22 protein-coding genes are annotated in these 26,208 nt (G+C 71.2%); 7 read left to right on the top strand and 15 right to left on the bottom strand.

The features are described from left to right. Nucleotides 1-65 precede the first annotated feature (65 nt). From ADL01_RS14395 to ADL01_RS14385, 3 genes are all read left to right on the top strand, one after another. Complete coding sequence (locus ADL01_RS14395; RefSeq protein WP_053742371.1) at nt 66-506, top strand: pyridoxamine 5'-phosphate oxidase family protein; 441 nt, start codon at nt 66-68, stop codon at nt 504-506. Between the two features lie 134 nt (nt 507-640). Then, on the top strand, nt 641-2,359 hold the full coding sequence (locus tag ADL01_RS14390) for a GAF domain-containing sensor histidine kinase (RefSeq protein WP_053742370.1): 1,719 nt from the start codon (nt 641-643) through the stop codon (nt 2,357-2,359). A 182-nt stretch (nt 2,360-2,541) separates the two neighbouring features. Further along, entirely contained in the window at nt 2,542-3,435 is an 894-nt protein-coding gene (locus tag ADL01_RS14385; protein WP_053742369.1) for an esterase/lipase family protein, read from the top strand. Nucleotides 3,436-3,479: 44 nt separating this feature from the next. On the opposite strand, the gene ADL01_RS47240 is transcribed toward ADL01_RS14385, so the two are convergent. Then, a complete protein-coding gene (locus tag ADL01_RS47240) occupies nt 3,480-3,614 on the bottom strand; it encodes a hypothetical protein (protein WP_107090894.1) in 135 nt (44 codons plus the stop codon). A gap of 137 nt (nt 3,615-3,751) precedes the next feature. Between ADL01_RS47240 and ADL01_RS14375 the strand changes: the two genes are divergently transcribed. Then, a complete protein-coding gene (locus ADL01_RS14375) occupies nt 3,752-4,339 on the top strand; it encodes a class I SAM-dependent methyltransferase (RefSeq protein WP_053742431.1) in 588 nt (195 codons plus the stop codon). Between the two features lie 22 nt (nt 4,340-4,361). Here the strand turns inward: ADL01_RS14375 and ADL01_RS14370 are convergent, their stop codons facing one another. Then, nucleotides 4,362-4,874 carry a DUF402 domain-containing protein gene (locus tag ADL01_RS14370; RefSeq protein WP_053742367.1) on the bottom strand — a complete coding sequence of 171 codons (513 nt, stop codon included), beginning with the start codon at nt 4,872-4,874 and terminating at the stop codon, nt 4,362-4,364. Further along, nucleotides 4,855-5,784, bottom strand: a complete 930-nt coding sequence (locus ADL01_RS14365) for a GNAT family N-acetyltransferase (RefSeq protein ID WP_053742366.1) — start codon at nt 5,782-5,784, stop codon at nt 4,855-4,857. The genes ADL01_RS14370 and ADL01_RS14365 overlap by 20 nt, the downstream gene beginning before the upstream one ends. 71 nt (nt 5,785-5,855) lie before the next feature. Between ADL01_RS14365 and ADL01_RS14360 the strand changes: the two genes are divergently transcribed. After that, nucleotides 5,856-6,227 (top strand): GntR family transcriptional regulator, encoded by a 372-nt coding sequence (locus tag ADL01_RS14360; RefSeq protein WP_053742365.1) that lies wholly within the window; start codon nt 5,856-5,858, stop codon nt 6,225-6,227. A gap of 38 nt (nt 6,228-6,265) precedes the next feature. Here the strand turns inward: ADL01_RS14360 and ADL01_RS14355 are convergent, their stop codons facing one another. Next, on the bottom strand, nt 6,266-7,033 hold the full coding sequence (locus ADL01_RS14355; protein ID WP_053742364.1) for a DUF72 domain-containing protein: 768 nt from the start codon (nt 7,031-7,033) through the stop codon (nt 6,266-6,268). A 15-nt stretch (nt 7,034-7,048) separates the two neighbouring features. Continuing rightward, nucleotides 7,049-8,143: a DUF5925 domain-containing protein gene (locus ADL01_RS14350; RefSeq protein ID WP_053742363.1), complete on the bottom strand. Its 1,095-nt coding sequence runs from the start codon at nt 8,141-8,143 to the stop codon at nt 7,049-7,051. Nucleotides 8,144-8,287: 144 nt separating this feature from the next. Here ADL01_RS14350 and ADL01_RS14345 point away from each other — a divergent pair, with 144 nt between their 5' ends. After that, nucleotides 8,288-9,721: a GH39 family glycosyl hydrolase gene (locus ADL01_RS14345; RefSeq protein WP_053742362.1), complete on the top strand. Its 1,434-nt coding sequence runs from the start codon at nt 8,288-8,290 to the stop codon at nt 9,719-9,721. Between the two features lie 113 nt (nt 9,722-9,834). On the opposite strand, the gene ADL01_RS14340 is transcribed toward ADL01_RS14345, so the two are convergent. The 7 genes from ADL01_RS14340 to ADL01_RS14310 form a co-directional block, all read right to left on the bottom strand. Further along, a complete protein-coding gene (locus ADL01_RS14340) occupies nt 9,835-13,584 on the bottom strand; it encodes a lipopolysaccharide biosynthesis protein (RefSeq protein WP_053742361.1) in 3,750 nt (1,249 codons plus the stop codon). After that, nucleotides 13,577-14,386 carry a polysaccharide deacetylase family protein gene (locus tag ADL01_RS14335; RefSeq protein WP_053742360.1) on the bottom strand — a complete coding sequence of 270 codons (810 nt, stop codon included), beginning with the start codon at nt 14,384-14,386 and terminating at the stop codon, nt 13,577-13,579. Before ADL01_RS14335 ends, ADL01_RS14340 begins: the two co-directional genes overlap by 8 nt. Continuing rightward, on the bottom strand, nt 14,383-15,381 hold the full coding sequence (locus ADL01_RS14330) for a glycosyltransferase family 2 protein (protein WP_053742359.1): 999 nt from the start codon (nt 15,379-15,381) through the stop codon (nt 14,383-14,385). Before ADL01_RS14330 ends, ADL01_RS14335 begins: the two co-directional genes overlap by 4 nt. Beyond that, nucleotides 15,378-16,169: a glycosyltransferase family 2 protein gene (locus ADL01_RS14325; protein ID WP_053742358.1), complete on the bottom strand. Its 792-nt coding sequence runs from the start codon at nt 16,167-16,169 to the stop codon at nt 15,378-15,380. Before ADL01_RS14325 ends, ADL01_RS14330 begins: the two co-directional genes overlap by 4 nt. A gap of 397 nt (nt 16,170-16,566) precedes the next feature. Beyond that, on the bottom strand, nt 16,567-17,694 hold the full coding sequence (locus tag ADL01_RS14320) for a GNAT family N-acetyltransferase (protein WP_420719717.1): 1,128 nt from the start codon (nt 17,692-17,694) through the stop codon (nt 16,567-16,569). A gap of 15 nt (nt 17,695-17,709) precedes the next feature. After that, on the bottom strand, nt 17,710-18,153 hold the full coding sequence (locus tag ADL01_RS14315; RefSeq protein WP_053742356.1) for a hypothetical protein: 444 nt from the start codon (nt 18,151-18,153) through the stop codon (nt 17,710-17,712). 185 nt (nt 18,154-18,338) lie between these two features. Next, a complete protein-coding gene (locus ADL01_RS14310; protein ID WP_053742355.1) occupies nt 18,339-19,550 on the bottom strand; it encodes a S8 family peptidase in 1,212 nt (403 codons plus the stop codon). A 324-nt stretch (nt 19,551-19,874) separates the two neighbouring features. Here ADL01_RS14310 and ADL01_RS14305 point away from each other — a divergent pair, with 324 nt between their 5' ends. Next, a complete protein-coding gene (locus ADL01_RS14305; protein ID WP_053742354.1) occupies nt 19,875-20,681 on the top strand; it encodes an SGNH/GDSL hydrolase family protein in 807 nt (268 codons plus the stop codon). Between the two features lie 17 nt (nt 20,682-20,698). Here the strand turns inward: ADL01_RS14305 and ADL01_RS14300 are convergent, their stop codons facing one another. From ADL01_RS14300 to ADL01_RS14290, 3 genes are all read right to left on the bottom strand, one after another. Next, nucleotides 20,699-22,396, bottom strand: coding sequence for a serine/threonine-protein kinase (locus ADL01_RS14300; RefSeq protein ID WP_199834823.1), 1,698 nt, complete (start codon nt 22,394-22,396; stop codon nt 20,699-20,701). 91 nt (nt 22,397-22,487) lie between these two features. Then, nucleotides 22,488-24,278, bottom strand: a complete 1,791-nt coding sequence (locus tag ADL01_RS14295) for a sulfite exporter TauE/SafE family protein (protein ID WP_053742353.1) — start codon at nt 24,276-24,278, stop codon at nt 22,488-22,490. Further along, nucleotides 24,275-26,161, bottom strand: coding sequence for a tetratricopeptide repeat protein (locus tag ADL01_RS14290; protein WP_053742352.1), 1,887 nt, complete (start codon nt 26,159-26,161; stop codon nt 24,275-24,277). Before ADL01_RS14290 ends, ADL01_RS14295 begins: the two co-directional genes overlap by 4 nt. Nucleotides 26,162-26,208 lie beyond the last annotated feature (47 nt).

Raw genomic sequence — 26,208 nt, 5'->3', positions numbered from 1 at the left:
GACGGGCGCCATTCGACGAGGGACAGTGCCAGAACCGCGATGTCAGGTGAGAGACGAGAAGGCAGATGGACGCCAACGACGGATTCCGCGAACTCGACCGGCAGGAGTGCCTGGACCTGCTGGCCACGGTGCCTGTGGGGCGCATCGTGTACACGCGGCAGGCACTGCCCGCCGTCCTGCCGGTCACCTTCTGCCTCGACCGCGACGGCGCGGTGCTGGTGCGCACCTCCGCCTCGTCGGGGCTGGTCAGCGCGATCACCGGAGCCGTGGTGGCCTTCGAGGCGGACGCGGTCGACGCCACCGCACACTCCGGCTGGAGCGTCGTGGTCCTGGGGTCGGCCGACGTCGTGACGGACCCCGCCGAGCACGAACGGCTGCTGCGGACCGGGCCGCGTTCATGGGCGCCGGCACCGCGGGAGGTCTTCCTGCGCATCACCCCGGAGCTGGTCACCGGACGCGAACTCGTCGGCGGACGCACCCTGTACGGCGTACACCTTCCTTCCTGAACGTCACCCGAGGTGCGGAGACGGGGCCTGGGCGCTCGGCTTGATTCGCTACCGCACCCCACGGCTGAGCACTACCGTGACTCTTGACCGGACCGTGGGCGTCCGTGCGTCGAGGGGACCTGGAGGGACACAGGGTGGAAACCCCCGGTGAGGCTCGCGTGCGGCTGCCGCAGTTGCGTCTGGACGAGCTGCTGGAGGAGTTGCAGTCGCGGCTGGACGCGGCCCGCGGTACCCGGGACCGGGTGCACAGCCTGCTGGAGGCGGTGCTGTCGGTCGGCAGGGAGCTCGACCTCGAGCAGGCCCTGCGCCGCATCGTGGAGGCCGCCGCCGTGCTGGTCGACGCGGAGTACGCGGCACTCGGCGTGATCGGACCGGACGGCAGCTGTCTGTCCGCCTTCCACACTGTGGGGGTCAGCGAGGAGCAGATCGCGCGGATCGGCCCGTATCCGGAGGGCCACGGCATCCTGGGGGAGCTGATCCGCCACCCTGAGCCGCTGCGCCTGGCGAAGATCTCCGAGCATGCCGCCTCGTACGGCTTCCCGGCGCACCACCCGCCGATGAACACCTTCCTGGGCGTCCCGATCCGGGTGCGCGACCAGGTCTTCGGCAACCTGTACCTGACCGAGAAGCGGGGCGGGGGCCAGTTCGACGAGGAGGACGTCTCGGTCACGCTCACGCTCGCCGTGGCGGCCGGCGTCGCCATCGACAACGCCCGGCTGTACGAGGAGTCCCGGCTACGGGAACGCTGGCTGCGGGCGAACGCGGAGGTCACCCACAGTCTGATGTCCGGCGACGAGCGCACGGAGGTCCTCGCGCTGATCGCCGAGCGGGCCGGCGAGATCACCGGATCCGCCCTGGCCGCGGTCGCGCTGCCGATGGAGGACACCGGGTCACTCGCCGTGGAGATCGCCGTCGGGATGGACGCCGAGTCGCACCGGGGCCTCGTACTGGCCATGGACAAGAGCCTGATGGGGCTGGCCTTCTCCGGCGCCGCCCCCGTCACCAGCACCGACGTCGGCCAGGACGAGCGCATCTCTCTCGAGCCGCCGAGGTTCGGTGGGCTCGGCCCCGCCGTGGCCGTGCCCATCGGTACGGGCGACGCGGGTCCACGAGGTGTGGTCCTGCTGGCGCGGAAGGTCGGCCAGCCGGTGTTCTCGGCGACGGAGACCGAGACCTTGCAGTTCTTCGCCGGACAGGCCGCCGTCGCGATGGAGCTGGCGGAACGCCGCAAGGACGCGGAAGCGGTCGCCGTCCTCACGGACCGGGACCGGATCGCACGTGACCTGCACGATCTGGCCATCCAGCGCTTGTTCGCCACCGGTATGACCCTGCAGAGCGCAGGCCGTTTCATCGAGCACGAGGAGGCCGCCGAGCGCGTGGCGCGCGCGGTCGACGACCTCGACGAGACCATCAAGATCATCAGGTCCACGATCTTCGGTCTGCGTACCCGCGAGGGCGCGGGGGAGGCCGGGCTGCGGGCTCGCGTCGTACGGGTCGTCGGAGAGGCGGCGCCCATCGTCGGCTTCGCTCCCAGCGTCCGGATGGAGGGCCTGCTGGACACCGACGTACCCAAGGACATCGCCGACCACGTGATGGCGGTCCTCTCCGAGGCCCTGACCAACATCGCCCGGCATGCCCACGCCGGCCGCGCCGACGTCCTCGTGGCCACGGACGGGCGCGAGGTACGGCTCTCGGTCACCGACAACGGGGTGGGCATCCCCGCCGACGGCCGTCGCAGCGGGCTGGCCAACATGGCGGAGCGTGCCGAGCAGCTGGGCGGCCGACTGGAACTGGGTGAGCCCGAGGGAGGCGGCACCGCGCTGGTGTGGCGGGTGCCGGCGCGCAAGCCGTAGCCACCCCGCCACCCGCGCACGCCTTTATCACAGTCTTCGGCTGTCTCGAAAGTTTTTACTGACGCGTAACTTCCCAGGTTGCTCTACTCGCTCGTAACTTGACGAGTGAACAGCATCCTCGTGATCCGGATCACAGGGCGTAGAGCCGTCGCAACTCCCTTGAGCCGCAAGGAGATCACTCGATGCTGCCCTGGAAACGCGTATTCAGACCTCTCGCCGCACTCCTGCTGGCCGCCGCGGCCACCGTCGTGCCCGCCGCCACCACCGCGCAAGCCGAGACGCAGGCCGAAACCGCCTCCACCTCCGCCTCTGCTTCCGGCAGGGGATGGAACGACTACTCCTGCAAGCCGTCCGCCGCCCATCCCCGCCCCGTCGTCCTCGTCCACGGCACCTTCGCCAACGGGGTCGACAACTGGCTCACCCTCGCGCCGTACCTGACGAACCGTGGCTACTGCGTCTTCTCGCTCGACTACGGCCAACTGCCCGGCGTGCCTCTCTTCTACGGCCTCGGGCCCATCGGCAGGTCGGCCGAGCAGCTCGCCGCCTTCGTCGACAAGGTGCTCGCCGCGACCGGCGCCACCGAGACCGACCTCGTCGGTCACTCGCAGGGCGGCATGATGCCCCGCTACTACCTCAAGTTCCTCGGCGGCGCCGCCAAGGTGCACACCTTCGTCGGGATCGCGCCCAGCAATCACGGCACCACGCTGAACGGGCTCGCCAACCTGCTGAAGTACTTCCCCGGGGCTGAGGACCTGCTCTCCATGGCCACTCCCGCCCTCGCCGACCAGGTGTCAGGCTCCGCGTTCCTCGCCAAGCTGAACGCCGGCGGCGACACCGTCCCGGGAGTCCGCTACACGGTCCTCGCGACCCGGTACGACGAGGTGGTCACGCCGTACCGCAGCCAGTTCCTGAGCGGCTCCGACGTGCACAACGTCCTGATCCAGGACCTCTGCCCGCCGGACCTCTCCGAACACGCCGCCGTCGGGCTGCTCGACCGGATCGTGTTCCACGAGGTGACGAACGCCCTGGATCCGGCGCACGCCACCGCCACCACCTGTCAGTCGGCGGTCGGCTGACCCGGGCGGCTCAGGTAAGCGGCTGGGGAGGCAGCCGACGGATCTCAGCCGTCGGGCCACCAGGTGCGTGCGATGTCCTTACGGACCTCGGACCGCTCGGTGGTGCGTTCGTCGGCTTTTTCCCGCACTCGGCGGGCATCCGACTTCTTCAGGGGCTTCTGCACGGTTACGCGGCGCATGGCTGCCTCCTCCGGTCCACCGGGTTCCGCGTTTTCACGGAGATAGACCATTTCCGGGAGGGTGACTCATCGGCGCCGGTCTGTCAGTGGCGGCCGTCACGATTCGATTGTCAGTGGTGGGTGTCACCCTTGGCGGCATGACTAGCACTGACTGGGACGAGGCGGCGGCCACCTTCGACGACGAGCCCGACCACGGCCTGCGTGACACGGTCGTGCGCGAGGCGTGGGCGGCCCGACTGCGGACCTGGCTGCCCGACCGCCCGGCCGACGTCCTCGACCTGGGCTGCGGCACCGGCAGCGTGTCGCTCCTCGCGGCGGAACAGGGACACCGGGTCACCGGTGTGGACCTGTCCCCGGCCATGGTCGAGCAGGCGAGGGCCAAGCTGGCCGGCCGTGACGCGGTGTTCCTCGTCGGCGACGCCGGGTCGCCGCCGGTCGGGGAGGAGCGCTTCGACGTCGTGGTCGTACGGCATGTCCTGTGGACGCTGCCCGACCCCGCCCGCGTGCTGCGCCACTGGCGGGGGCTGCTCAGGGCCGGCGGACGGATGGTGCTGGTCGAGGGGGTGTGGGGGACGGTCAGCCCGGTCGGCATACCCGCCGACACGCTCACCGCGCTGCTCGCGCCCCTCGCCGCGGACATCCGCGTGGAGCGGCTGTCCGGCGACGCGCGGCTGTGGGGGCGCGAGGTCGAGGACGAGCGGTACGCGGTAGTCGCCAGCCTGTGACGACGACGTCACGTGCGCGCGTTCAGCCGAGCAGCTTCTCGAAGCCGCCCTCGCGCGCCAGCGACTCCAGCTCGTCGAGGGCCGCCACGGCGGCGGAGGCGGCAGGCGGGTCCGACTGCGCGAGGCCGCTCTCCTCGAACTCGTCCTCGTCCAGCCGTCGTACGTCCGTGCCGTCGGCGGAGCGCCACAGGTCCAGGTCGAGATCCTCGACGACCAGATCGGTGCCGGCGAGCCTGGCAGGACGGGCGATGTCGCAGTACCAGCCCTTCAGCGTGCCCGCCGCGTCACGGACCTCCTTCACCGAGTACCAGCGGTCCCGCCAGTAGTACTCCGTGAACACGTCACCGGGCTCGAAGCGGACGAAGCCGAAGTCGCGGACTCCGGCACCGGCCCAGGCGGCGCGTACGGCGAGACGCGTGCCGTTGTCGTGGAGCAGCTCGGCCGGGTAACTGATCTTCGTGCGGCCGCCCTTGACCAGGACGACGTTCACCATGGGTGCCGAGGGGGCGGTGCCATCAGGCGAGTTCGCGGACATACCGCACCTCCGTCGCGCAGATCTCGTAACCGAACCACTTGTTGATCGCGATCATAGGGTCGTTCCCGGCGTCGTTGCCCGTCAGAGCCTCCGCGTACCCCGCGGCGCGGGCGCGGTGCAGGGAGTCGTTCTTGGCGAGCTTCGCGAGGCCAAGGCCACGGAAGTCGCGGGCGGTGCCGGTCATCACGGTGCCGTAGCGGGTGGCGCCGTCGGTACGGGCCGCGCTGAAGGCGACGGGGCGGCCGTCTACGAGCGCGACTGAGGTCAGCTCCGGGCTGAACAGGGGGTGCTGCCAGGTCTCGCGGAGCCAGCTCTCGTAGTCCGTGAACTCGTAATCGACATCGCTCGGTTCGTCCGACGACGCCTCCGCGTCCAGGTCGAACAGCGGGCGAGGGTCGGCGGCGAAGTCCGAGGCCGGGCGGATCTCGACGCCGGGCGGGGGGTCCTGGAGCGGGGGCAGCTTGCCGTTCGCCAGGTCCAGGCGGAGGAAGTGCGCGTTGCGGCTGGAGCGGTAGCCGCGGCGTTCGGCGAAGGCGCGGTTGTCGGGAGCGTCCAGCACCCAGGCGAAGGACCTTGTCGCCCCGACGGCTGCGAGATGCCGCTCGGCGGTACGGACGAGGAGCGCGCCGGCGCCACGCCGGGTGCGCTCCGGGTGCACGTACACGTTGACGTATCCCTGGCCGGGCTCCGCGCTGTCGTGGACGACCGCTGTCTGGGCGGTGCCGATGACCTCGCCGTCCTCCTCCGCGACCAGTGCCTGGTAGTGGGCGTCGGGGTGGAAGTTGGCGACGTCGTACGCGATCGCCTCCGGCGTGGACAGGAGAAAGGGGAGGGCGATACGGCGGACCCGGGCGAAAGCCTCGATGTCCGCCCGGTCTTCGGTGCGCAGGGCACGCACGGTCACTGTCATGACCTCGGACGTTACGGGGGGAGAGGCGGCGGGTGCCTCTTATTTTCCGGCCGGTACGGGACAATCACAGGGTGACCCTGAAGATCCGCATCGATGACAGCGCGCCGCCCTACGAGCAGGTGCGCGCCCAGATCTCCGAGCAGGCCCGTGCCGGGACGCTGCCGGTGGGGTACCGGCTGCCCACCGTGCGGGGGCTTGCCGATTCGCTCGGTCTTGCCGCGAACACCGTCGCGAAGGCGTACCGGGCGCTGGAGTCGGACGGGGTGATCGAGACGCGGGGGCGCAACGGAACGGTGGTCGCCGCGGCGGGCTCGGCGGCGGAGCGGGGTGCGGCGGTTGCCGCGCAGGAGTATGCGGAGCGGGTTCGGCGGCTGGGGCTGGGGTCCGAGGCCGCGCTCGACGCCGTACGGGATGCCCTGCGGGCGGCCTACGGGGAGGGGTGACAGGGGAGGGGTGACACGGGGGAACACCCCAACCAGTGTCAGGTGCTCAGGTGTTCCGGTGTCCGGGTGACGTTCAGGCCCTCCGCCCGTGCCGCCCTCGCGAACGCCGCCGCGTCCTCCACCGCCGCCCCCGTCGGGTCGTTGTTGAAGTACGCGTACACGTCCTGACCCTCTGGCCGGCCTGCGGCGATCCGCTCGGCCCATGTCCGCAGGGACTGCCGGCCGTAGTGCGGCCACGCGCGGGCGCGGCCCACGTGGAAGCGGACGTAACCCCAGTCGGTGGTGCGCCACAGCGGGGTCGCCGGGCGGGACCGCACATCGGCCCAGCACAGTGCGGCGCCACGGGCTTCCAGCACCCCGCGCACCTGGTCTGTCCACCACGAGTCGTGGCGTGGCTCGACGGCGATCCGGACGCCGTCCGGGAAGCAGGACAGACAGTCGTCCAGCAGGCCGGGGTCGGCGCGCAGGGTCGGTGGCAGTTGGAGCAGGACCGGGCCGAGCCGGTCGCCCAGGCCCGCCGCGTGGCTCATCAGGCGGTGCACCGGTTCCTCGGGGTCCCGCAGCCGCTTGATGTGCGTCAGGAAACGGCTGGCCTTGACCGCGACGACGAAGTCCGGTGGGGTCCGCTCCCGCCAGGTCTCGAAGGTCTCCCGGGTCGGCAGCCGGTAGAAGGCGTTGTTGATCTCGACCGTCGCGAAACGCGCCGCGTACTCCTCCAGCCACAGCCGGGTGGGGCGCCCGGCCGGATAGAGGACGCCCCGCCAGTCCTTGTACTGCCACCCCGACGTGCCCACGAACAGGGTCATACCTTCATCAAACCACTACAGGTACAGCCCCGCGTCCGCGCTCTCCCGCTGATCCGGCACCGAGGTCGGGGCCGTTCCCCGGCGCAGGGCGTACAGCTCGGCCAGGGTCGCGCCCTCGCGGGCGATTCCCTCTTCCGTGCCCAGCCAGGTGGTCGCTTCCCGGCGGGTCAGGGGGCCCACCTCGATGCGGGCCAGGCAGCGGCCGGGGCGGACGACGGCCGGGTGGAGGCGTTCCAGGTCCTCGTTGGTCGTCACGCCCACCAGGACGTTGCGGCCCTGGCCGAGGAGGCCGTCCGTCAGGTTCAGGAGGCGGGAGAGGGCCTGGCCCGCCGTGTGCTTCGCCTCGCCCCTGATCAGTTCGTCGCAGTCCTCCAGCAGGAGCAGACGCCAGCGGCTCTTGCCCGTGCCGTCCTCCTCGCCGATCGCGATGTCCATCAGATAGCCGACGTCGGAGAACAGCCGCTCGGGATCCAGGACGCAGTCCACCTGGCACCAGTCCCGCCAGGAACGGGCCAGCGTGCGCAGCGCCGACGTCTTGCCGGTGCCCGGCGGGCCGTGGAGCAGCAGCAGCCGGCCCGCGATGTCCTGCGGGGTCGTCTTCATCAGGCCGTCCATCGCCTCCGCCACCGGCGCGGTGTAGTTGGCGCGGACCTCGGCCCACGTACCCGCCGAGATCTGGCGGGTCGTGCGGTGCGGGCCCCGGCGCGGGGACACGTACCAGAAGCCCATCGTCACGTTCTCCGGCTGGGGTTCGGGTTCGTCCGCCGCACCGTCCGTCGACTGGTCGAGGACCTTCGCGGCCAGCTCGGCGCTGGTCGCCGTCACCGTGACGTCGGCGCCGTGGTTCCAGCGGGACACCAGCAGGGTCCAGCCGTCGCCCTCCGCGAGGGTGGTGCTGCGGTCGTCGTCGCGGGCGGCGCGCAGGACGCGGGCGCCCGGCGGCAGAAGGGTCGCCCCGGACCGTACGCGGTCGATGTTCGCGGAGTGGGAGTACGGCTGCTCGCCCGTCGCGAAGCGACCGAGGAACAGCGCGTCGACGACGTCGGACGGGGAGTCGCTGTCGTCGACGTTGAGCCGGATCGGCAGCGCGTCGTGTGGGTTCGCAGACATGCCGCCATGATCCGGCACCCGGACGCCGTGCGCACCCGGTTTCCCGGTGCCCGCCGGGCCGCCGGCACCGCCCGGTTCTGTTACGGGGCTGTGCACCGCGGAGGCCTGCCCTCCGGCCGTACGCCGCCGTTACTGTTGCCCTTGATGGGATGTCATGGGTGGAATTCGGGGGCTCGGCGGTGGCAGCTCATCGCCCTGCTCGGTGTGGGGGCCGCCGCGCTGGCCCTGGTCCTGACCCTCCTCGACACGCTGCCGTCGAACGGCGGCGGCACCGGCAGCGCGGGCACCTCCCGCGACGGCGCCACGGTGCACGGCACTCCGGCCGCGTCCTCGCCCGCGTCGTCACGGCCGGACGTCGGGTGGGGCTTCACCCACACCCAGTTCAGCGCCGACGAGGGCGACGCGTCGGCCACGGGCCGCGTCGCCGGGCTGCTCGCGCGGCACTCCGGGCTGCCGCAGAACCAGCACATCATGGGTTGGGGCGCCGGCAACCCCGAGCCGGTCAAGGGGCGTTACGACTTCACGGAGCTGGACCGCCGTATCGACTTCATGCGCGCCTCCGGCGCCACCCCGGTGGTCACCCTGTGCTGTGCCCCGGACTGGATGAAGGGCGGCAAGTCCGGCTCCGGCAGCACCGATTGGAGTCAGAGAGCTCTGGAGACAGCCCCGGAGCGCGCGCACTACAAGGACTTCGCCGCGCTTGCCGCGACCGTCGCGAGGCGCTACCCCGACGTACGCCACTTCATCGTGTGGAACGAGTTCAAGGGTTTCTGGAACGACACCGAGGCGCGCTGGGACTACGAGGGGTACACCGAGCTCTACAACCTGGTCCACAACGCGCTGAAGAACGTCGACAAGGGCATCATGGTGGGCGGGCCGTACCTCGTCATGGACAGCCTCGACCCGCGGCGGAATCCGGACGCCTCCACCACCTTCAAGGGGCCCTGGGGGGCCATGGACCAGCGGGTCCTCGACGCCTTCGACTACTGGAACACCCACAAGGCGGGCGCCGATTTCGTCGTCGTGGACGGCTCCAGCTACACCCAGGACGACGAGTTGCTGCCCGACGAGTTCGCCGCGACCGACAAGTTCACCGCCGTCGGTGAGTGGGTGCGGGCACGGACGCGGGGACTGCCGCTGTGGTGGGCCGAGTACTACGTCGAGCCCGCCGACGCCGACGACGACCGCGCGGGCTGGTCCGAGACCCGCCGCGAGGCCGTCCAGGCCGCCGGCCTGATCGCGATGGCCAAGGGCGGCGCCTCCTCCGGCTTCTACTGGAACCCCGAGGACCAGAAGGGCGCCGGCTGCGCGGGCTGCCTGTGGACCCCGACCTCAAGTGGCACTGGGGGAACGGCACTTCCCATGTACGACCTGGTCTCCCGCTTCGGTGCGGCCTTTCCGCCGGGCACGGAGTACGAGAGCGTTGCGGTGGCGCCGGACGACCAGCCCAATGTGCGGGTGCTCGCCGACGACGAGGTTGTTCTTGTTGTCAACGTCCTGGACAGGGCGATCGATGCGCGGGTGGATGGGAAGCGGTTCGGGATGGGGGCGTATGAGGTGAGGTGGCTCCGCCGCTGAGGGGCGCTCCGCGGGGTTGGCGGGTTTGGCTGCGGGTGGGTGGGGGCTTGTCGCACAGTTCCCCGCGCCCCTGAGGGGGGCGGGCCCCCTCACCCCCCTCGCCCCTGCCCCCGTCACTTCATCGTCAGGAAACGCTGAATCAGTGCCGCCAGTAGTAGCGCCAGTAGTGGCAGGGCGAACCAGAACGTGCTCTGTAGTCCGCGGAGTTGGCGTACCCCTGGGCGTGTCGCGACCCTTAGGGCCTCTCTGGTCGTGAGGAGCAGGATCAGGGTTACGGCCGCCAGGGCGCCCAGCACCGACCACGGAGTCCATGTCACCTGGGGGCCGATCGGGCCGGGATCCGGGTTCTCGGCCTTGGCCTCCGGTTGATGGCGCAGGGCGTACATCGTGACGTCGGAGTTGGTGAACACCTTCCTCAACTCGCCCTGCCTGTCCAGGTTCTGGAGCAGACGCTTCTCCCAGGTCGCCGAGTAGCCCACGGCCAGCTGGAGATAGACGACCTGGCTGCGGTTGACCATCAGGTACGAGTTGGGGCCCGCGTCCCTGAGCGCCTTCACCAGCCCCGACACCAGTACCGGGTCGGTCGGTGCGAGCGTCGGCTCGTAGCGCACCTTCTCCATGTCCCTGGCGCCCCAGGGCAGCGCCGGTGTCACGTTGTCGACGAGGTCGTTGCTCAGCCACAGCAGCCGGACGGTCGGATCGTCATGGGCGTACACGTAGTTCATCGCGGCGACCTCGCCGGGGCGGGTCCGTTCGAAGGGTTCGTTGCCCCAACGGGCCACCAGGAAGCCGCCCATGAGGACCAGGCCCGCCATCAGGGCGGCCAGCGGGGCGAGGCTGACGCGGTCCCGTTCTCGTTCCTTCGGGGTGATCCCGGTGCGGGGGAAGAGCGCGAGCGCGGCGAGCAGGGCCGCGCCCGGCAAGGCGAACATGAAGACGCGCAGGGCCATTTCGCCGCCGTACGACTGCATGCCGAAGCCCAGGAACGGGACGAAGGTGAGGACGAGGAGGGAGCGCTCGCGGTACTTGTGGTCGCGGCGGCGCCACCAGCCGTAGCAGGCGAGGGTCATGACCCCGCCGGCCAGCAGTACGCGGGCGTAGAGGACGAGCTTGTGCGTCGAACTGCCGCCCTCGATACGGCCGGAGACGCTCGACGACACGTTGCCGCCCACGCCGCCCATCCCGCCGAAGAGTTCGTCGAAGTGCCCCGACCAGTACGGCTCGGCCATGAAACCGACCCACGCCGCGACGATGACACCGAACAGGATGGGCAGGCCCCGCAGTTCGGACTTGCCGATGAGCACCAGGGCCGCCAGCACGCCCAGCATCATGAACGGCGTCAGCTGGTGGGCCGGCACCGTCGCTGCGAACAGGGCGATCAACACGGCCAGCAGGACGGCCCGTTGGCGGCGGTCGGCGGGTTCGACCTCCGCCTCGCCGGGCCGCGTCCTCGCCCACAGCACCCGTGGGGCCCTGAACCACACCAGCAGGATCGCCACGAACACCAGATAGAGGAGGTAGGTGAAGCCCTGCGGGGAGAAGTAGTCCTGGCCCACCCAGCCGCTCAGGACGAAGATCCACACGCCGGTCCACTTGGCCCGCCAGCTCGCCCGCAGCGAGCGCGTCAGCAGGAACAGCGGTACCAGATAGAGGAGTTGCATGGCCAGCGGCCACCAGCGGATGACCTCGGTGAGATCACCGACCCCGCAGGCCTTCGCCACGAACGCGGCCCCCGCGAAGAAGCCCGGCCAGCTCCAGCGGGCGTCCAGGTCCGGCACGGCGGTACCGGTCCGGTCGATGTAGTCGAGGAACCCGAGGTGCTGCCAGGCCGTCGCGAACCGTGGTTCGGTCTCGATCAGTGCGGGCAGCGCGTGCAGGGAGACGACGGTCGCGAGCAGCGTGAGGGCCAGCAGCGCACGGTGTTCCCGGTGCCCCCAGAGCAGCGACGCGAACACCACGACCAGCAGCGCGGCCCCGATCAGCGTCGGCAGCGGCAGTACGGAGACCAGGCCGAGCCCGCCCATCCGGTCCAGGTAGGCCTCGCCGAGGCGGGACGCGGGCACCCAGTAGAGCAGGAGCGCGGCGATCAGCAGGCCGCTGAGGATCACTCCACTGCGGGTGGGCAGCAGCCGGGCGCGCAGGGTGAGCGGTGGCGGTGGCGGCTCGGGTGGGGGGTGAGGGGTGCGCGACTCCCGTACGGGGGACGCCTGTACGGCTCGTACGAGTTCGGCGTCCGCGTCCGGCAGCTCCGCCGCCTCGGGGTCCGCCTGCTTCAGCGCCCAGGTCGGCCGGTGGCTCCCTCGGAGCGTCGGAGTCCCCGTGGGCGGAGTTCCCGGCCCCGGACGGACGTCCGGGCGCCGTTCCTGGTGGTCGAAGTCGAGGTGCACGCCGAGCGCCGGCGTGTCCGAGTCCAGCGAACGTGCCCACCCCTGCCCGCGTCCCCGGGAGCCCGCTGCCAGGTCGGCGAGGTCGCCGTCGGGCGCCGCGTCGTCGGGGACGGCGTCGGACGGCGCCGCCCCGACCGTCCGGTACAGCCTGGGCGCGGCGATCGCGACGATCAGCGCGAGGGACGAGATCTCCGCGACGCCCGCTCCCGTCAGGCCCATCCGGGGGAGCAGCAGCAGCGTCAGACCGAGCACCAGCACGCACAACAGGCCCTGCATCCAGGCGAGTGGGCCGGTACGGCTCTGGGCGCGCAGCATCGCGAAGTACGTCTCCATGACGACCCGTAGCACCGCGCCGACCGCGAACCAGCGCAGCAGCGGCGTCGCCGCGTCCGCGTAGCCCGAGCCGAAGATGCCCAGGATCCGGGGCGCGCCGAAGAACAGCACACCGGCGACCGGCAGCATGATCCGCGCCATGCGTCTGAGCGCGGCCCGGGTGTTCGCGGCCAGCCGGGCCGGGTCGTGCGAGCCCTCGACGGTCAGGGAGGCGCCCATGTTGATGGCGAGCAGGTTGACCGTGCCGCCGATGGTGGTGGTGACGTAGAAGTACGCGTTGTCGGCGGAGCTGACCTGCGAGGCGACGATCACCGGCACCAGGTAGACCACCGCGAGGGAGAACAGCGACCCGGTGTAGTCGCCCGCCAGGAACCGGCCGATCTCCTTCGGCGCCGGCGGTTCGGCGTGTTCCTCGGTCGCCTCGACGTGCCGGGGCACCAGCCGCCGGAACACCAGCCAGCCGAGCGGCAGTACCGACATGGCGATCGCGGCGACCCACGACACGAAGACACCGCTGGTGGGGATCGCCGCCGCGAAGGCGACCAGGAGCCCCAGTTTGACCGCCGAGAACGCCGTGTTGCCGACCGGCACCCACAGCGCGCTGCGCAGCCCGGTCAGTACCCCGTCCTGGAGGGTGAGCAGGTTCCACAGGACGACGGCGCCGACGAACCCGAGGGCGGGCACCGGCCCGTGCAGGAACCGGTACGAGGGCCCCCAACTGTCCAGCGTGAGCAGGAAGATCCCGCCGGCCAGCGCGACGATCACCGAACTGCCCGCGTACGTACGGAAGATGAGCCGTCCCGTGGCGCGGCCGGCGACCGGGATGAAGCGGGCCAGGGCGCCGGTCAGGGTCACCGCCGTGAGACCGGCGAGCAGCTTCATGGCGGCGATCGCGGCGGAGCTCTGGCCGACCGCCGACTCGGAGTAGTAACGGGCGGCGGCCAGCCAGAAGCCGAGGCCGAGCACGGCGGAGATGCCGGTGTTCAGCATCAGCGCGTAGGCGTTGCGGAACAGTGGGCCGCCGCCCCGGCCCTTGCCCAGGCCGGGCAGCCGCAGCCGCCGCCCCGGACGCCGCCCGGGTGTCGCGGTCCTGGGCGTGGCGGCGGCCTGGGTCTCCGGTGTGGTCGTCGTCGTGTCAGACACGGGAACCGATGGCCTTCCGGCGGACCTGACGTGCTCGGCGGGCCAGGGCGTACCCCTTGGTGAGGGCACGGTCCCGGGCGAAGTTCCGGGCGATCGCTCGGCCCTCGATCAGCCGCTCGAACTCCTGGACGCCGGTGCCGCGGCGCACGGTGACGCGCTGCAGGGCGTACGGCCCCTGCGCCCGGCGCGCCAGACCGTTGCCGACGGCGAGCGCCTGCGTGAAGCCGGCCTCGCGGACAGCGGTGCGCACATGGCGGCTGGAGTAGCCGTAGGGGTAGGCGAACGACACGGGCACGGTGCCCAGTTCGTCCGCGACGATCTCCTTGCAGCGCGTCAGCTCGAACCGCAGTGTGTCGTCGTCGAGTTCGTCCAGTTGGGGGTGCGTGTGGCTGTGGCCGCCGATCTCCACGCCCGCGTCGGCGAGTTCGCGCACCTGGTCCCAGTCGAGCATCGTGTCGAGGGCGCCGCCACTGCGGTGCGCGCCCCGGAGCCAGCCCGTGGAGACGAACAGCGAGGCACGGAAGCCGTGTTGGGCGAGCACCGGCAGGGCGTGCCGGTGCACCCCCTCGTAGCCGTCGTCGAAGGTGATCAGGACGGGCCGCGGGGGCAACACCCGCTCCGTCGAGACCGGGCGGCGCCACGAGTCGGCCAGTCGGGCCGTGGTGACCGGATGGAAGTCCCGGTCCGCGAGCAGCGCCATCTGTTCGGCGAACGCCTCGGGCGTCACCGAGAGGGCGCGGGTGCGGGGATCGGGCGTCCGGGTGACCGCGTGGTACATCAGGACGGGCACGGGCGCGTTCATGCCGTACCCCCTTCGACGCTCCGCTCGATCTCCACCACCGTGAACGTCGTCCCGCCCCGGCGCGCGCGCAGACTCCCGAAGACGTACCCGCCCGCCGCCGTCAGCACCCCGGCGACGATCGCGGCCGCCCGGCCCGCGCCGCCCGGCCGGGCCAGCAGGGCGTCGCGCAGACCACGCGCGACGCCGGCCGGCAGCACCCGGGTGGTGTACCGGCGTTCGGACTCAAGTCCCTTGTCCGCACCGACACTTCGGGCGACCAGCGCCTTCGAGAGGCCCTCGGCGTAGGTGCGGGCGCGGAAGTACCCGAAGTGCTCGCGGACCTCGGGCACCCGGTGGTGGATCACCGCGCGGTCGTCGATCAAAAGCACCGCGTCGGGTCTGGCCCGGGTGAGCCGGATGCACAACTCCGTCTCCTCGCAGCCCAGCGGCCGTTTGTCGCCGTCCCGTCCGATGCCGGTGGCGAAACCGCCGGCCGCGTCGAAGGCCGTACGCCGGAAGGAGGCGTTCCCGCCGAGTACGTTGCGGACCCTGACGCGTCCCTCGGGCAGCCCCTTGTAGGTGCAGCCCACCACCCAGTCGAACTCCTCCGGGAACCAGGCCGGCCGGCGGCCCGACGCCCAGACCGGCATCGTCCGGCCGCCGACGGCCATCACCCGGGGGTCCGCGTACCCCTCGGCGAAGTGGCGCAGCCAGTCGCGTTCGGCCACGGCGTCGTCGTCGAGGAAGGCGATGATGCCTCCGTGCGAGGCCGCGATGCCGGTGTTGCGGCCGGCCGACAGGCCGCGCGGGCCCGCGTTGGCGAGCACCCGTACCTCGTCGGTCTCCTTGTACTGGCTGGTCAGCCGTTCCAGGAGAGCCTGGTTGTGGTCGACGACCAGGAGTGTCTCCAGGGCCGGCTGTGACTGCGCCCGCACCGAGGCGACCGCCGCGAGGATGTCCTCCCAGCGGTCCTCGGTGTAGACGCAGACCACCACCGAGACGGACGATTCGTTCAAGACGTCTCTCCCCGGCTCGCGTTGCGCACGGCGGAGTGTGAGCGGCCGCGCAGGGCACGCCGGTTGGAGCGCTCCCGCAGGATCACCCGCAGGACGCGCAGCCCGTCGCGCACGGCCCGCAGATTGCTCGTGCCGTGGATACGGAGGTACTCGTGGCTCGGGATCTCCTGCACCTTGAGCCCCGCCTTGACCACCCGGATGTTGATCAGGGTCTCGATCTCGAAGCCGGTGCAGTCGAGGTCGATCTTGTCGAGGCAGTGCCGCCAGAAGGCGTTGTAGCCGTAGCAGAGATCGGTGTAGCGGGCGCCGAACTTCTTGTTGACGACCGTGCACAGCGCCCAGTTGCCGAGCTTGCGGACGGGCGTCATGTCGTCGGTGCCGCCGCCGTTGGCGAAGCGCGACCCCTTGGCGAAGTCGGCGCCCGAGACGAGCGCGGAGACGTACGAGACGATCTCGTTGCCGTCCGCCGACCCGTCCGCGTCGACCATCACGATGATGTCGCCGCTGCACGCCTCGAAGCCGGCGATCAGGGCATCCCCCTTGCCCTTGCCCCGCTGCTCGACGACCTTGACGTCGGGCCACAGCCCGCGCGCGACCTCGACGGTGTCGTCGGTGGAGCGGCCGTCGACCAGGACCACTTCGTGGATCCAGCCGGGCAGGGTCTTGAAGACGTACGGCAGGTTCTCCGCCTCGTTCATGGCGGGTATCACCACACTCACCGGTGGCGTGATCGCCAGGTGGGAGGAGATCGGCCGGTACGCGTCGGCCGTCAGTGGTACGGAACTCATGAGTCTGGTCCCTCTCGTCCGGTGGACCGCCCGCCCCTGGGCGGCCCGGTTGTGTGTCCGGTTCGAAAGGGGGGTTCTCACTCACGGCATGCCGAACGGATCCTCCGTATCAGCCTGTTGACGTCCCGGTGCATGCCGGGTGAGCTGGCAAAGCTGGCCGAACACCGTGAGGTGGTGGTCGGTCGCGCGGCACGACTCGGCGAGATGTGCGTCCACCGAGTACGGCACCCCCCCTACCGCGCCCCGCTCCGACGGTCGTCGTGGACCCTGAGCCCTCCCCTGAGTCACAGGACGACGTACCGATGCGGGTGAAATTGTATGACGGTATTGACTATTGCACCTTTATGGAAAGATCTGAATGGAGTCTCACGTTTTTGTTGGTTTGACCGATACATAACTACTTTGATTGTTTTCTGGAACGGAGCTGCCCCATCCGTTTCAGCGCCCTGTCCGCCGGCTCGAACAGCTCCGGCCGCGACAGCACCACATTGCGCAGCGTCCGGACCGGAGCGCGCCGCGCCCGGTGTCCGACCGCCACCGGGTGACGACGTGTCACCCACCCCTCGGACACCATGAGCTCACGGGTCTTCAGGGAGTCCTTGTACTCCTTCTGTCCCCGGCCGAGATCCAGGTACGCGATACCGTCGGCGGCGGCCCCCTCCGCCATCCGAAGATGCAGGATCAGCCCCGGCGAGTACTTCGCGTACGCCGGGTCGTACGCCGGGAACCAGCACGCCAGTACGCGTTCCGTGCGCAGCCCGAAGTGGGCGGCGACCGGCTTCCCGTCGGCGTAGAGCACCGACAGGACGCCCGCGAACGGGTCGGAACGGGTGTGGAAGAGCTGCTGGACGAGCCGGGTGATCCAGGGATGCGCGAACCGGTCGCTGCGGCCGGTCCTGCGGTACTGGGCGGACTTCCAGGCCATCAGCGTGGCCAGCGCCGCCGGGTCACGCTCGTCGTGCACATAGCGGACCTCGACGGCGTCCCGGCCGAGTCTGCGCTCCTTGGCGAGTGTCGTGCGCGTGAACTTGGGCGAGCGCGCCCGTAGTCCGGCCAGATAGGCCTCGTACCCCTGGTCGACGTCCATCACCGGGGACGGAAAGGTGCCGGAGACGTCGGCCTCGAACGGCGTCTGGCCCGCCGCCAGGTGGTCGAACTCCCAGACGGCGAGCCCGCAGGCCCGGAGCAACTCCCGGGCGTCCCAGGTGAATCCGGGCCGGTGCACCAGGCCCTGGCAGTCGGAGACGCCGAGCCCGACCGCCCGGCCGACGCCGGCGGCGGATCTCTGGAACGCGAAGAACGCGGCCGGCTCCCCGCCCTCGCGGAGCACCGCGATGCGGACGCCGCGTCTGCACCGGCCGATCGCGAGCGCGAACTCCGGGGACAGGAACGGGTTCGCCAGTTCGGGCGAGCCGTGCAGATGGGCCTTGGCCTGTAACGCCGTCCAGGCGGCCCGGTCCGCGGCGGTCAGCTCGCCGGGCCGCAGCACGGTCAGGGCCACGCCGGGTGTCAGATTCCGAGCCACGCGTCACCAGCCACGTCAGGAGGCCCGCCTTCTCGCCGTGCGGCCGCGCTGTCGCCGAGACAACGCGAGCACCAGCAGGAGGATGGACGAGCTGATCACGGTCACGGCCACGACTCCACCACGGACCGACCACCGGTGCGTCGCCAGCATGCCCTGGGCGACCAGGAGATCGAGGGCGACCGCCGCTGCCACCGACGTCACGATCCGGCCGAACGGGTCCAGTCCGCGCAGCGCCGCTCCCACGGCGAGGGCGGGTGCGGCGAGCAGGAAGAACAGTGTGAGCGGCCCGCGCAGCGGCGAGGGAGCGTCGGTCAGCGCGAGCGTCGCGCCGACGGCCGCGACGGCCACGGCCACGCCCGTGAGCAGCGGGAACAGACCCTTCCCCGGCACCTGTCGCGACGGCTCGCCGTCCCCGGCTCCGCTCCCGGATGAAGGTGGCTTGATACGTATGGTTTGCATGGGCGACTTTGCCCCCCGACGCGCCGGATGCCGGGCTTCAATGTCGCGCAGCGGGACGGGCGAGTCAAGACACGGAACTTCCGCGGCACGTTTCCCGAACGCGTACACGACAGTTCCCCGGAGGCGCCGGCTGCCTCCGGGGAACTGTCGTTCACTTCGAGCGGGTCACGGATGCGGTACGGGTGTTACGGGACGAGCCGCAGCAGGCGGTTCGGGGAGCCGCTGCCCGAGCTGGTGACCACGCCGGTGGTGGCGCCGTTCGTGAGCGCCGTGGCGACCTGGGCGGGGGTGGCCGAGGGGTGACCCGCGAGGTAGACGGCGACCGCGCCCGCGACGTGCGGGGTGGCCATCGACGTACCGGAGATGGTGTTCGTCGCGGTGTCGCTGGTGTTCCAGCCCGCCGTGATCGAGGAACCCGGGGCGAAGATGTCCAGGATCGAGCCGAAGTTGGAGTAGCTGGCCCGGGCGTCCGTGCTGGTGGTGGCGCCGACCGTGATGGCCGCCGCGACCCGCGCGGGCGAGGAGGAGGAGGCGTTGGTGTTGCTGTTGCCGGCCGCGACGGCGTAGGTCACGCCGCTGGCTATGGAGTTGGCGACGGCCGTGTCCAGCGAGGCCGAGGCGCCGCCGCCGAGCGACATGTTGGCGACCGAGGGGCCGCTGTGGTTCGCGGTCACCCAGTCGATGCCCGCGATGACACCGGCCGTGGTGCCCGAACCGTTGTTGTCGAGCACACGGACCGCCACGATCTTCGCCGCCTTGGCGACCCCGTAGGTCGAGCCCGCGATGGTGGTGGCGACGTGGGTGCCGTGACCGTTGCCGTCCTGCGCCGTGGTGTCGCCGTCCACCGCGTCGAAGCCGTTGGTGGCCCGGCCGCTGATCTGGGAGTGCGTGATGCGTACGCCGGTGTCGATGACGTATGCCGTCACCCCGGCGCCGGCCGAGTCCGGGTAGGTGTAGGTGCCGGACAGCGGCAGGGCGGCCTGGTCGACGCGGTCGAGGCCCCAGGGGGCGCTGGACTGCGTGGCGTCGAGGTGCACCGTCTGGTTCTGCTCGACGGCGGCCACCGCGGGGTCGGCGGCGAGTCTGCGGGCCTCGGCCGCGGAGAGGGTCGCCGTGTAGCCGTTCAGGGCCGTGCTGAACGTCTTGCGCACCGTGCCGCCGTACTCGCCGATCAGCTTCTTGCCGGCGCTCGACGAGGCCTTGAGGCCCGCCGTCTTCCTCAGCGTGACGATGTAGCTGTCCTGCACGGCTGTGGGGGAGCCGGCGGCCAGCACCTTGCCCTCGGCGGGTGCCGGGGCGGCCTGGGCGGGAAGCGCGGTGAATCCGCCGACGAGAGCGGCGGCTGTCGCGACGGTGGTCGCGGCGGTCCTGATCTTCTTGCTACGCAGGTGTGCCATGACGAGGAAGTCCTCCTGAGGCGGTAGACGCCTGGGTGGGAGCGCGTCTGTGGGGGGCGCGTATGTGGGGGGTGCCCATGGATAGGGGCACGGTCCGGAGCGTCGCGTTCCGCTCGGACTGAGGTAAAGACTCGGTCATGAACGGGAGTTGCTCAAGAGGCGGAGCGACTTGTCACACGCATGTCATGGGCACGTAATTGGGTGAAACGTGAACGCGGTTGATCCGTTCCGGTACGGGCAGGAAAGTCTTGGCATGCACACTTCCATTCAACACGCGTAGTTGGTACGAACGTTGTGGCAGAGATCCTGCTAAAGGGAGGTTCCATGAGACGTTCCCGAATTACGGCCTACGTGACCTCGCTCCTCCTCGCCGCCGGCATCGCCCTCACCGGGGCCGTGTCGGCGCAGGCGTCCCAACTCGCCGCCGCCACCGGCTATGTGGCCCTCGGTGACTCCTACTCCTCGGGGGTCGGCGCCGGCGACTACATCGCCTCCAGCGGCGACTGCAAGCGCAGCACGAAGGCGTACCCGTACCTCTGGGCCGCCGCGCATTCACCCTCGAGCTTCGACTTCACCGCTTGCTCGGGCGCCCGAACGGGTGATGTTCTGGCGAATCAGCTGACCCCGCTCAGCTCCGCCACGAGCCTCGTCTCGATCAGCATCGGTGGCAACGACGCGGGCTTCGCCGACGTCATGACGACCTGTGTGCTCCAGTCCGACAGCTCCTGCCTCGCCCGCATCAACACCGCGAAGGAGTACGTCGACTCGACCCTCCCCGGTCAGCTCGACAGCGTGTACGACGCCATCAGCTCCCGGGCGCCCGCCGCCCACGTCGTCGTCCTGGGCTACCCCCGCTTCTACAAGCTCGGCCAGACCTGCCTGGGCCTCTCCGAGACCAAGCGCTCAGCGATCAACGAGTCGTCCGACTATCTGAACAACGCGCTCGCCAAGAGGGCCGCCGACCACGGCTTCACCTACGGGGACGTCAGGCCGGCCTTCACCGGTCACGAGATCTGCTCGGGCAGTGCGTGGCTGCACAGCCTCAGCCTGCTCAACATCGGCGAGTCCTACCACCCGACAGCCGCAGGCCAGTCGGGCGGCTACCTGCCGGCACTCACCCAGGCCGCCTGACCTACCTCCGACCGCCCCTACTGCCCAACTGTCAGACCCGTCCAGCCGTCCAGCCGTCCATCCGTCCGACCGGTGTCCCGTCGGGGCGTCTCGGCGGGAGAGGAGGCCCCGTCCGTCGGGGTCTCCGCCTCGCAGGTGACCGAGAACGGGACGGTGTTGGACTCCACGCTCACCGGCTCGCGGACCTCCACCCCGATCGCGTTCTTGATCGTCCCGCTCTTGTCGTACGTCGTCACGAAGACCTTGTTCTGCTGGGTCCTGCCGCCGCCCGCCGGGAACGACAGGGTCCGCCAGCCCTGCTCCGGGGCATCCCCCTTCTCCGTCACCCAGCGGTAGGAGACCTTCGTGGGCACGTTGCCCACCGTGAAGGTCGCCGTGAATCCGGGCGCCTCGGAGTTGGGCGGCGGGCAGGGCCCCGAGTAGTCGGTGTCCGAGCCGGCGACCTCGACCTCCACGGTCTGCGCCGGCTGCGAGGTCTTGCCGCCGTCACCGTTGCTCGGCGAGGCCCTCTTCTCCTCGTGGGGGGACTTGCTCGGGCTGTGCTTCGGTGAACTCTCTTTGCCCGTAGCGTTGTTGCTCTGCCCGGTGCTGCTGTCGGCACCGGCGCCGTGGTTGTCCGCTCCGTTGTCGCGGTTCAGCAGCTCGTACGTCAGTCCGGCCACCGCCAGTGCGACGGCGGCGATCCCCGCGACCAGGAGGACGGCCGCCCGGCGGTCGCGGCGCGGCTCGGCGGGGCGGTTCACGTAGGCGTCCGACGGAGGCGGGACGGGCCGGGTCGCCTCCGTGGGAACGGGAGTCGGGCGAGGCGGCGTCGGCGGGTGCTGCGGGAAGGGCTCCCCGAAAGTCGGCGTGTACGGGGCCGTCGGGCGGGTGTCCGCGCGCAGGGTGCCCCCGGCGCCGACGATCCGCAGATCGTGCTCGGCCTGCCCGGCGGCGAGACGTTCGGCCGGATTCTTGCGCAGCAGCCCTTCGATGACGGGCGGCAGCGGCCCGGCCCGGTGTGGCGGCGGCAACTCCTCGTCCACGATGGCGCGCAGGGTGCTGAGCGGCGTGGTCTGCCGGAAGGGGGAGCGGCCCTCGACCGCCGCGTACAGCAGCACGCCCAGCGACCACAGGTCGGACTCGGGGCCGGGGGTGCGCCCCAGCGCCCGCTCGGGCGCGAGGTACTCGGGGGAACCGATGACCTCGCCGGTCATGGTGAGCGCCGAGCTGCCCTCGACGGTCGCGATCCCGAAGTCGGTGAGCACGACCCGGCCGTCGTTGGACAGGAGCACGTTGGCAGGCTTCACGTCCCGGTGCAGCACTCCGGCCTCGTGCGCGGCCCGCAGCGCGGCGAGCACCTCGGCGCCTATGTGCGCGGCCGCCTGCGGTGACAGCGGCCCGTCGGCCTCCAGCTGGTCGGCGAGCGAGAGCCCGCGGACCACCTCCATGACGATCCAGGGCCGACCCCCGTCGGTCGCCACGTCGTACACCGTCACGACGTTCCGGCTCGCGACGCGGGCCGCGGCCCAGGCCTCGCGCTCCAGTCGGGCGTACAGGCGTTCGATTTCGGAGTTCGCCAGTCCGGCTGGGGCGCGCACCTCCTTGACGGCCACCTCGCGGTGCAGCACCTCGTCGCGGGCCAGCCACACTGTGCCCATGCCGCCCTGGCCGAGCGGTGAGAGCAGCCGGTAGCGTCCCGCGATCACACGTTCACTGCCCGGTTCCTCGGACACGAGCGTCCCCTCGTCGCAGCCGTGCGTTCACTGCTTCCGTCTTATTGCACGCCGATTTTCTGCGCTCCGCCTGATTTCTTCCCAGAAGAGCTCAGCTGAATGCGGCTGCCACGCCCTTGAGCACCAATCCGGCTCCCAGGGCGACAACGAGGAACGCGGACGCCAGCGGCGCGGTGCGCCGTACGAGGGTGACCAACGGGCCGCCCGCCAGCCCCGGACGCCGCTCCAGCAGCCGGTTCGCCCCGCTGCCCAGCTTCACGACGAGGAACCCGGCCCCGGTGAGGGTGAGCGCCAGCCCGACCCCGTACGCCAGTACGAGCAGGAACCCGAACCACGCCTTCCCCAGCGCGGCGGCCCCGACGAGCACGACCACGGCCGACGGACTGGGCACCAGCCCACCGGCGAACCCGAGCAGGATCGTGCCCCGCACGGTGGGAGCGATGGCGTGCGTGTGGGTGAAGCCGCCGTGGGTGTGTTCGAGGGTGGTGGAGGAGTGCTTGTGGTCGTGGTGCTCGTGGGTGTGGTCGTGATCGTGGGGGTGCGGGTGCCCGTGATCGTGATCGTGCTGGTGGTCGTGGGCTGGGGCGGGGGCGGGTGTCACGGCGAGTGTGGGCGCCGTCTCCGTGTGCGTGTGTGCGTGCGACGCGTGGGCGAGGACCAGTTCGCGTTCCGGCGCCTTGTCGGCGACGTGGGTGTGGCTGTGGGGGTGCTCGTGGTCATGGTCATGGTCATGGTCGTGGGAGTGACCGTGGTCGTGACCGTGCGCGTGGTCATGGTCGTGGTCGTGCGCATGGGGGTGGGCGTGAGGGTGCGGATGGGACTGCGCGCGCTCGTGCACGCGCTGGCGCCAGGCGCGGCGTGTGAGGGTCAGGCCCGCGCCCGTCACGAGTACGCCGCTCGCCACGCCCAGCCACGCGATCACCGAGGGCGCCGCCGCCGAACCGGCCGTCACCAGCAGGCCCAGGGTGACCACGCCCAGCGTGTGGGTGACCGTCACCGAGGCGGCCAGCGGCATGACGTCGCGCAGTCGGGCCCTGCCGCCCCGGGCGGCTGCCGTGGCCGCCATCAGGGTCTTGCCGTGGCCGGGGGCGAGCGCGTGCATCGCGCCGAGGAAGACCGCGATGACCAGGGCCAGCGCGGCGAAGCCGATCGTGAGGTTGTGCCGGGCCACCAGGGAGTCCAGCGCGCGCGTCCAGCGGTCCGCGCCGCGCGGCAGCACGGAGGAGGCCGGTGCCGCCTTCTCGCCGGCCTCGGCGAGGGCCGGACCGCCCGAGCGCACCTGGAGGGCGGCCGTCGCGGTGTCGGCCGGAGAGGAGAGCAACTCCCTCGGGTAGTGGGTCAGTTCACCGGAGGTCGACTTCCCGGGTACGTCGGACTCGGCGAGCGTCATCCGGTCGCCGCGCGCGGTGATCTCGCGCCAACCGGGCCCCGTCTCGGTACCCGCGCTGTGGAAGCCGAGGTCGACGGTGTCCCCTTCGGCGACCCCGGGAAGGGCGGCGGTGAGCGCGCATTCCAGGCGCAGGGTGTTCAGGCCGGCCTGACCGGGCCGCGTGCTCGCCTTGGCGCTGCCCACGGAGAGCGCGACCGTACGCCCGGCGACGGTGACCTTGCTGCCCCGCGCGGCCGTCGCGCACCGCTGCCCGGCCCAGTCGGTCAGACCCAGCTTCTCGATGTCGGGCTTGGCCTGGGTCGCCGGGATCTCCGCGAGGTCCTCGACATGAGCGACCCGGAGCTGTCCCGGGGCGACCACGAGTCCGTCGTACCGGTTGACGGTGAAGTTGCCGAGAGGGTGCGCGCTCGCGGCGGTGGCGGGAACCAGTACGAGCGCGCAGGTCGCGGTGAACAGGGCGGCGCCCGAGGCGGCCACACGACGGGGCTTCACTTCGCCGCCTCCAGGGACTTGAGAGCCGTACGGGCCTTGCGGGCGCCCAACGGGGAGAAACCGGGGTTGAGTTCGAGGGCGGCGGAGAGCGAGGTGCGGGCTTCCTCGGCGTGGCCCGTGGCCTGCTCGATCACGCCGCGATGGTAGAGGAAGGAGGCGTTGCGGTAGCCGGTCGCGGTGGCGCGGCGGGCGTAGGGAAGCGCTTCCTCGTCCTGGCCGTTGACGTGCAGCGCCCACGCGAGGGCGTCGGCCGTGTGCACGGTCTCGCGGCGGTCCCACTCGGCGCGGGCCGCGCGCAGCGCCGACTTCCTGTCGCCGTGGTCGGCGGCGGCGAGCGCCGTGTCCAGGTCGGCGTTGACGCCGTTGGCGCGGGCGATGGCCGTCCAGGCGTTGACGAGCGCGTACTGTGCCCGCGCCTTGGCCAAGTCGCCGTCGCCGCCCCGTACTTCGTACAGCTCACCGAGTTCGACCAGCGGACCGGGCAGCGGGTAACGGGAGACCACGTCCTCCATGCCCTTGATCGCGTCAGCCCGGTCGCCGTTCGCGTACTGGGCGCGAGCACGGCCCTCGAGCGCCGGAAGGTAGGCGTCGTCGGCGGCGAGCGCGCGGGCGTAGTACTCCAGGGCGGACTTGTACTCGCCCTGGTTCCAGAGGAGTTGGCCGAGCGCCGTGGCCACGTACGCGATGTCCCCGCGCGAGGTGGCGGAACCGAGCGCCCGCTCCAGCACGCGCCGGGCGGTGGTGACATCGCCGCGCAGCTCGCGCACGTACGCGTACCGGGTGAAGACAGGCACCCCGGGCCACTTCGCGTCGGCCTCGTCGGTGGCCTTCAACGCCTCGTCGTAGCGCCCGAGTTCGACGAGGGCGTCAATACGGATGGACAGGGCGCGCTCGCTGTAGGGGTTCTGCCGGAGGGCCTGGTCCGCGTTCCTGAGAGCGCCGGGGAAGTCATGGCGGGCGGCGGCGAGGGCAGCGCGCCCGGCGAGGGCGGGGTCGTTGTCGGGCTTCAGCTCGAGGGACCGCTTCAGGGCCTGCTGGGCCTGCGGATACCGGGAGGGGTCGCCCTTGGTGCGGGCCTGCTCGACATAGGCGAGCCCGAGAGTGGCCCAGCTGCCGAAGTCCTTGGGCTGCGCCCGGAGATGGGCCTGAAGAGAGGCGATGCTCGCGTCGAGATTGCCGCTGGCGAGCAGCGCGGGTGACATCGCGGCCGGCGCGGACGAGACCGGGGTGGTCCCGCCACCGTCCCGGACGGCGCCCAGCACCATGGCCCCGGCGCTGAACGCCACCGCCAACGCGGCGGCACAGGCGCCGAGTTGCACGGCCCGCCAGCGCCGCGACGACTCCCCGACCCGCCGGACAGCGGCGACCCGCTCGTCGGAGCCGGAGTTGACATCGACATCGACGTCGGAGGTGGGGGAGACGGTACCGGCGTCCGGTTCGTGTCCGTCCGCCCCACTCTTCGAGGCCTCGGACGAGGTACCCGGTCCCGAAACCGCGTGTGCCGGCACGCAGGCGACCCGCACACCGTCACCACTGGCGTCGGCCACGACGAGGTCTCCGTCATTCTGCCCGGAGCCCGCGGCTTCGGTGTCCGCGTCGTCCGTAGCCGCCTCGGTAGCGGGCGTGACCGGCGTCTCCGCCGTGTCGGCGGACGGTGTTGTGCGCTGTGTGTCCGTGCGGGTGTCGCCCGGTCCGGCCGTGCCGGTCGGGGCGGCGCCCTCGCCTTCGGCGGCCGGGGTCTGTGGAACCGGCTCGGTTGTGGAGGTGGCCGGTGCCCCCGCCGTGTCGGCCGGCGGGGTGCCGAGCTCACGGCCCGGTCGCGGGAGTGGCGGCTGTGGCGCCTGCTCGCGGTCCGGTGCGTCGTCGTTCGTACGCGGGGGCATGCCCTCTCCTCAAGTTGCCTGGGCGGGTCAGTCGTGGGGGATCAGGG

It is taken from the genome of Streptomyces sp. NRRL WC-3618 (genome assembly GCF_001280005.1).
Classification (GTDB): Bacteria; Actinomycetota; Actinomycetes; order Streptomycetales; family Streptomycetaceae; genus Streptomyces.
This window is presented reverse-complemented; position numbering and strand designations above follow the sequence as displayed.

Excerpts from the sequence above, each read along its gene's own strand:
- ADL01_RS14310 (WP_053742355.1), bottom strand. The coding sequence starts at position 19,550 with ATGGCACACCTGCGTAGCAAGAAGATCAGGACCGCCGCGACCACCGTC.
- ADL01_RS14355 (WP_053742364.1), bottom strand. The coding sequence starts at position 7,033 with ATGACCCTGTTCGTGGGCACGTCGGGGTGGCAGTACAAGGACTGGCGG.
- ADL01_RS14325 (WP_053742358.1), bottom strand. The coding sequence starts at position 16,169 with ATGAGTTCCGTACCACTGACGGCCGACGCGTACCGGCCGATCTCCTCC.
- ADL01_RS14290 (WP_053742352.1), bottom strand. The coding sequence starts at position 26,161 with ATGCCCCCGCGTACGAACGACGACGCACCGGACCGCGAGCAGGCGCCA.
- ADL01_RS14335 (WP_053742360.1), bottom strand. The coding sequence starts at position 14,386 with ATGAACGCGCCCGTGCCCGTCCTGATGTACCACGCGGTCACCCGGACG.
- ADL01_RS14315 (WP_053742356.1), bottom strand. The coding sequence starts at position 18,153 with ATGCAAACCATACGTATCAAGCCACCTTCATCCGGGAGCGGAGCCGGG.
- ADL01_RS14375 (WP_053742431.1), top strand. The coding sequence starts at position 3,752 with ATGACTAGCACTGACTGGGACGAGGCGGCGGCCACCTTCGACGACGAG.
- ADL01_RS14370 (WP_053742367.1), bottom strand. The coding sequence starts at position 4,874 with ATGTCCGCGAACTCGCCTGATGGCACCGCCCCCTCGGCACCCATGGTG.
- ADL01_RS14305 (WP_053742354.1), top strand. The coding sequence starts at position 19,875 with ATGAGACGTTCCCGAATTACGGCCTACGTGACCTCGCTCCTCCTCGCC.
- ADL01_RS47240 (WP_107090894.1), bottom strand. The coding sequence starts at position 3,614 with ATGCGCCGCGTAACCGTGCAGAAGCCCCTGAAGAAGTCGGATGCCCGC.
- ADL01_RS14395 (WP_053742371.1), top strand. The coding sequence starts at position 66 with ATGGACGCCAACGACGGATTCCGCGAACTCGACCGGCAGGAGTGCCTG.
- ADL01_RS14350 (WP_053742363.1), bottom strand. The coding sequence starts at position 8,143 with ATGTCTGCGAACCCACACGACGCGCTGCCGATCCGGCTCAACGTCGAC.
- ADL01_RS14385 (WP_053742369.1), top strand. The coding sequence starts at position 2,542 with ATGCTGCCCTGGAAACGCGTATTCAGACCTCTCGCCGCACTCCTGCTG.
- ADL01_RS14365 (WP_053742366.1), bottom strand. The coding sequence starts at position 5,784 with ATGACAGTGACCGTGCGTGCCCTGCGCACCGAAGACCGGGCGGACATC.
- ADL01_RS14345 (WP_053742362.1), top strand. The coding sequence starts at position 8,288 with ATGGGATGTCATGGGTGGAATTCGGGGGCTCGGCGGTGGCAGCTCATC.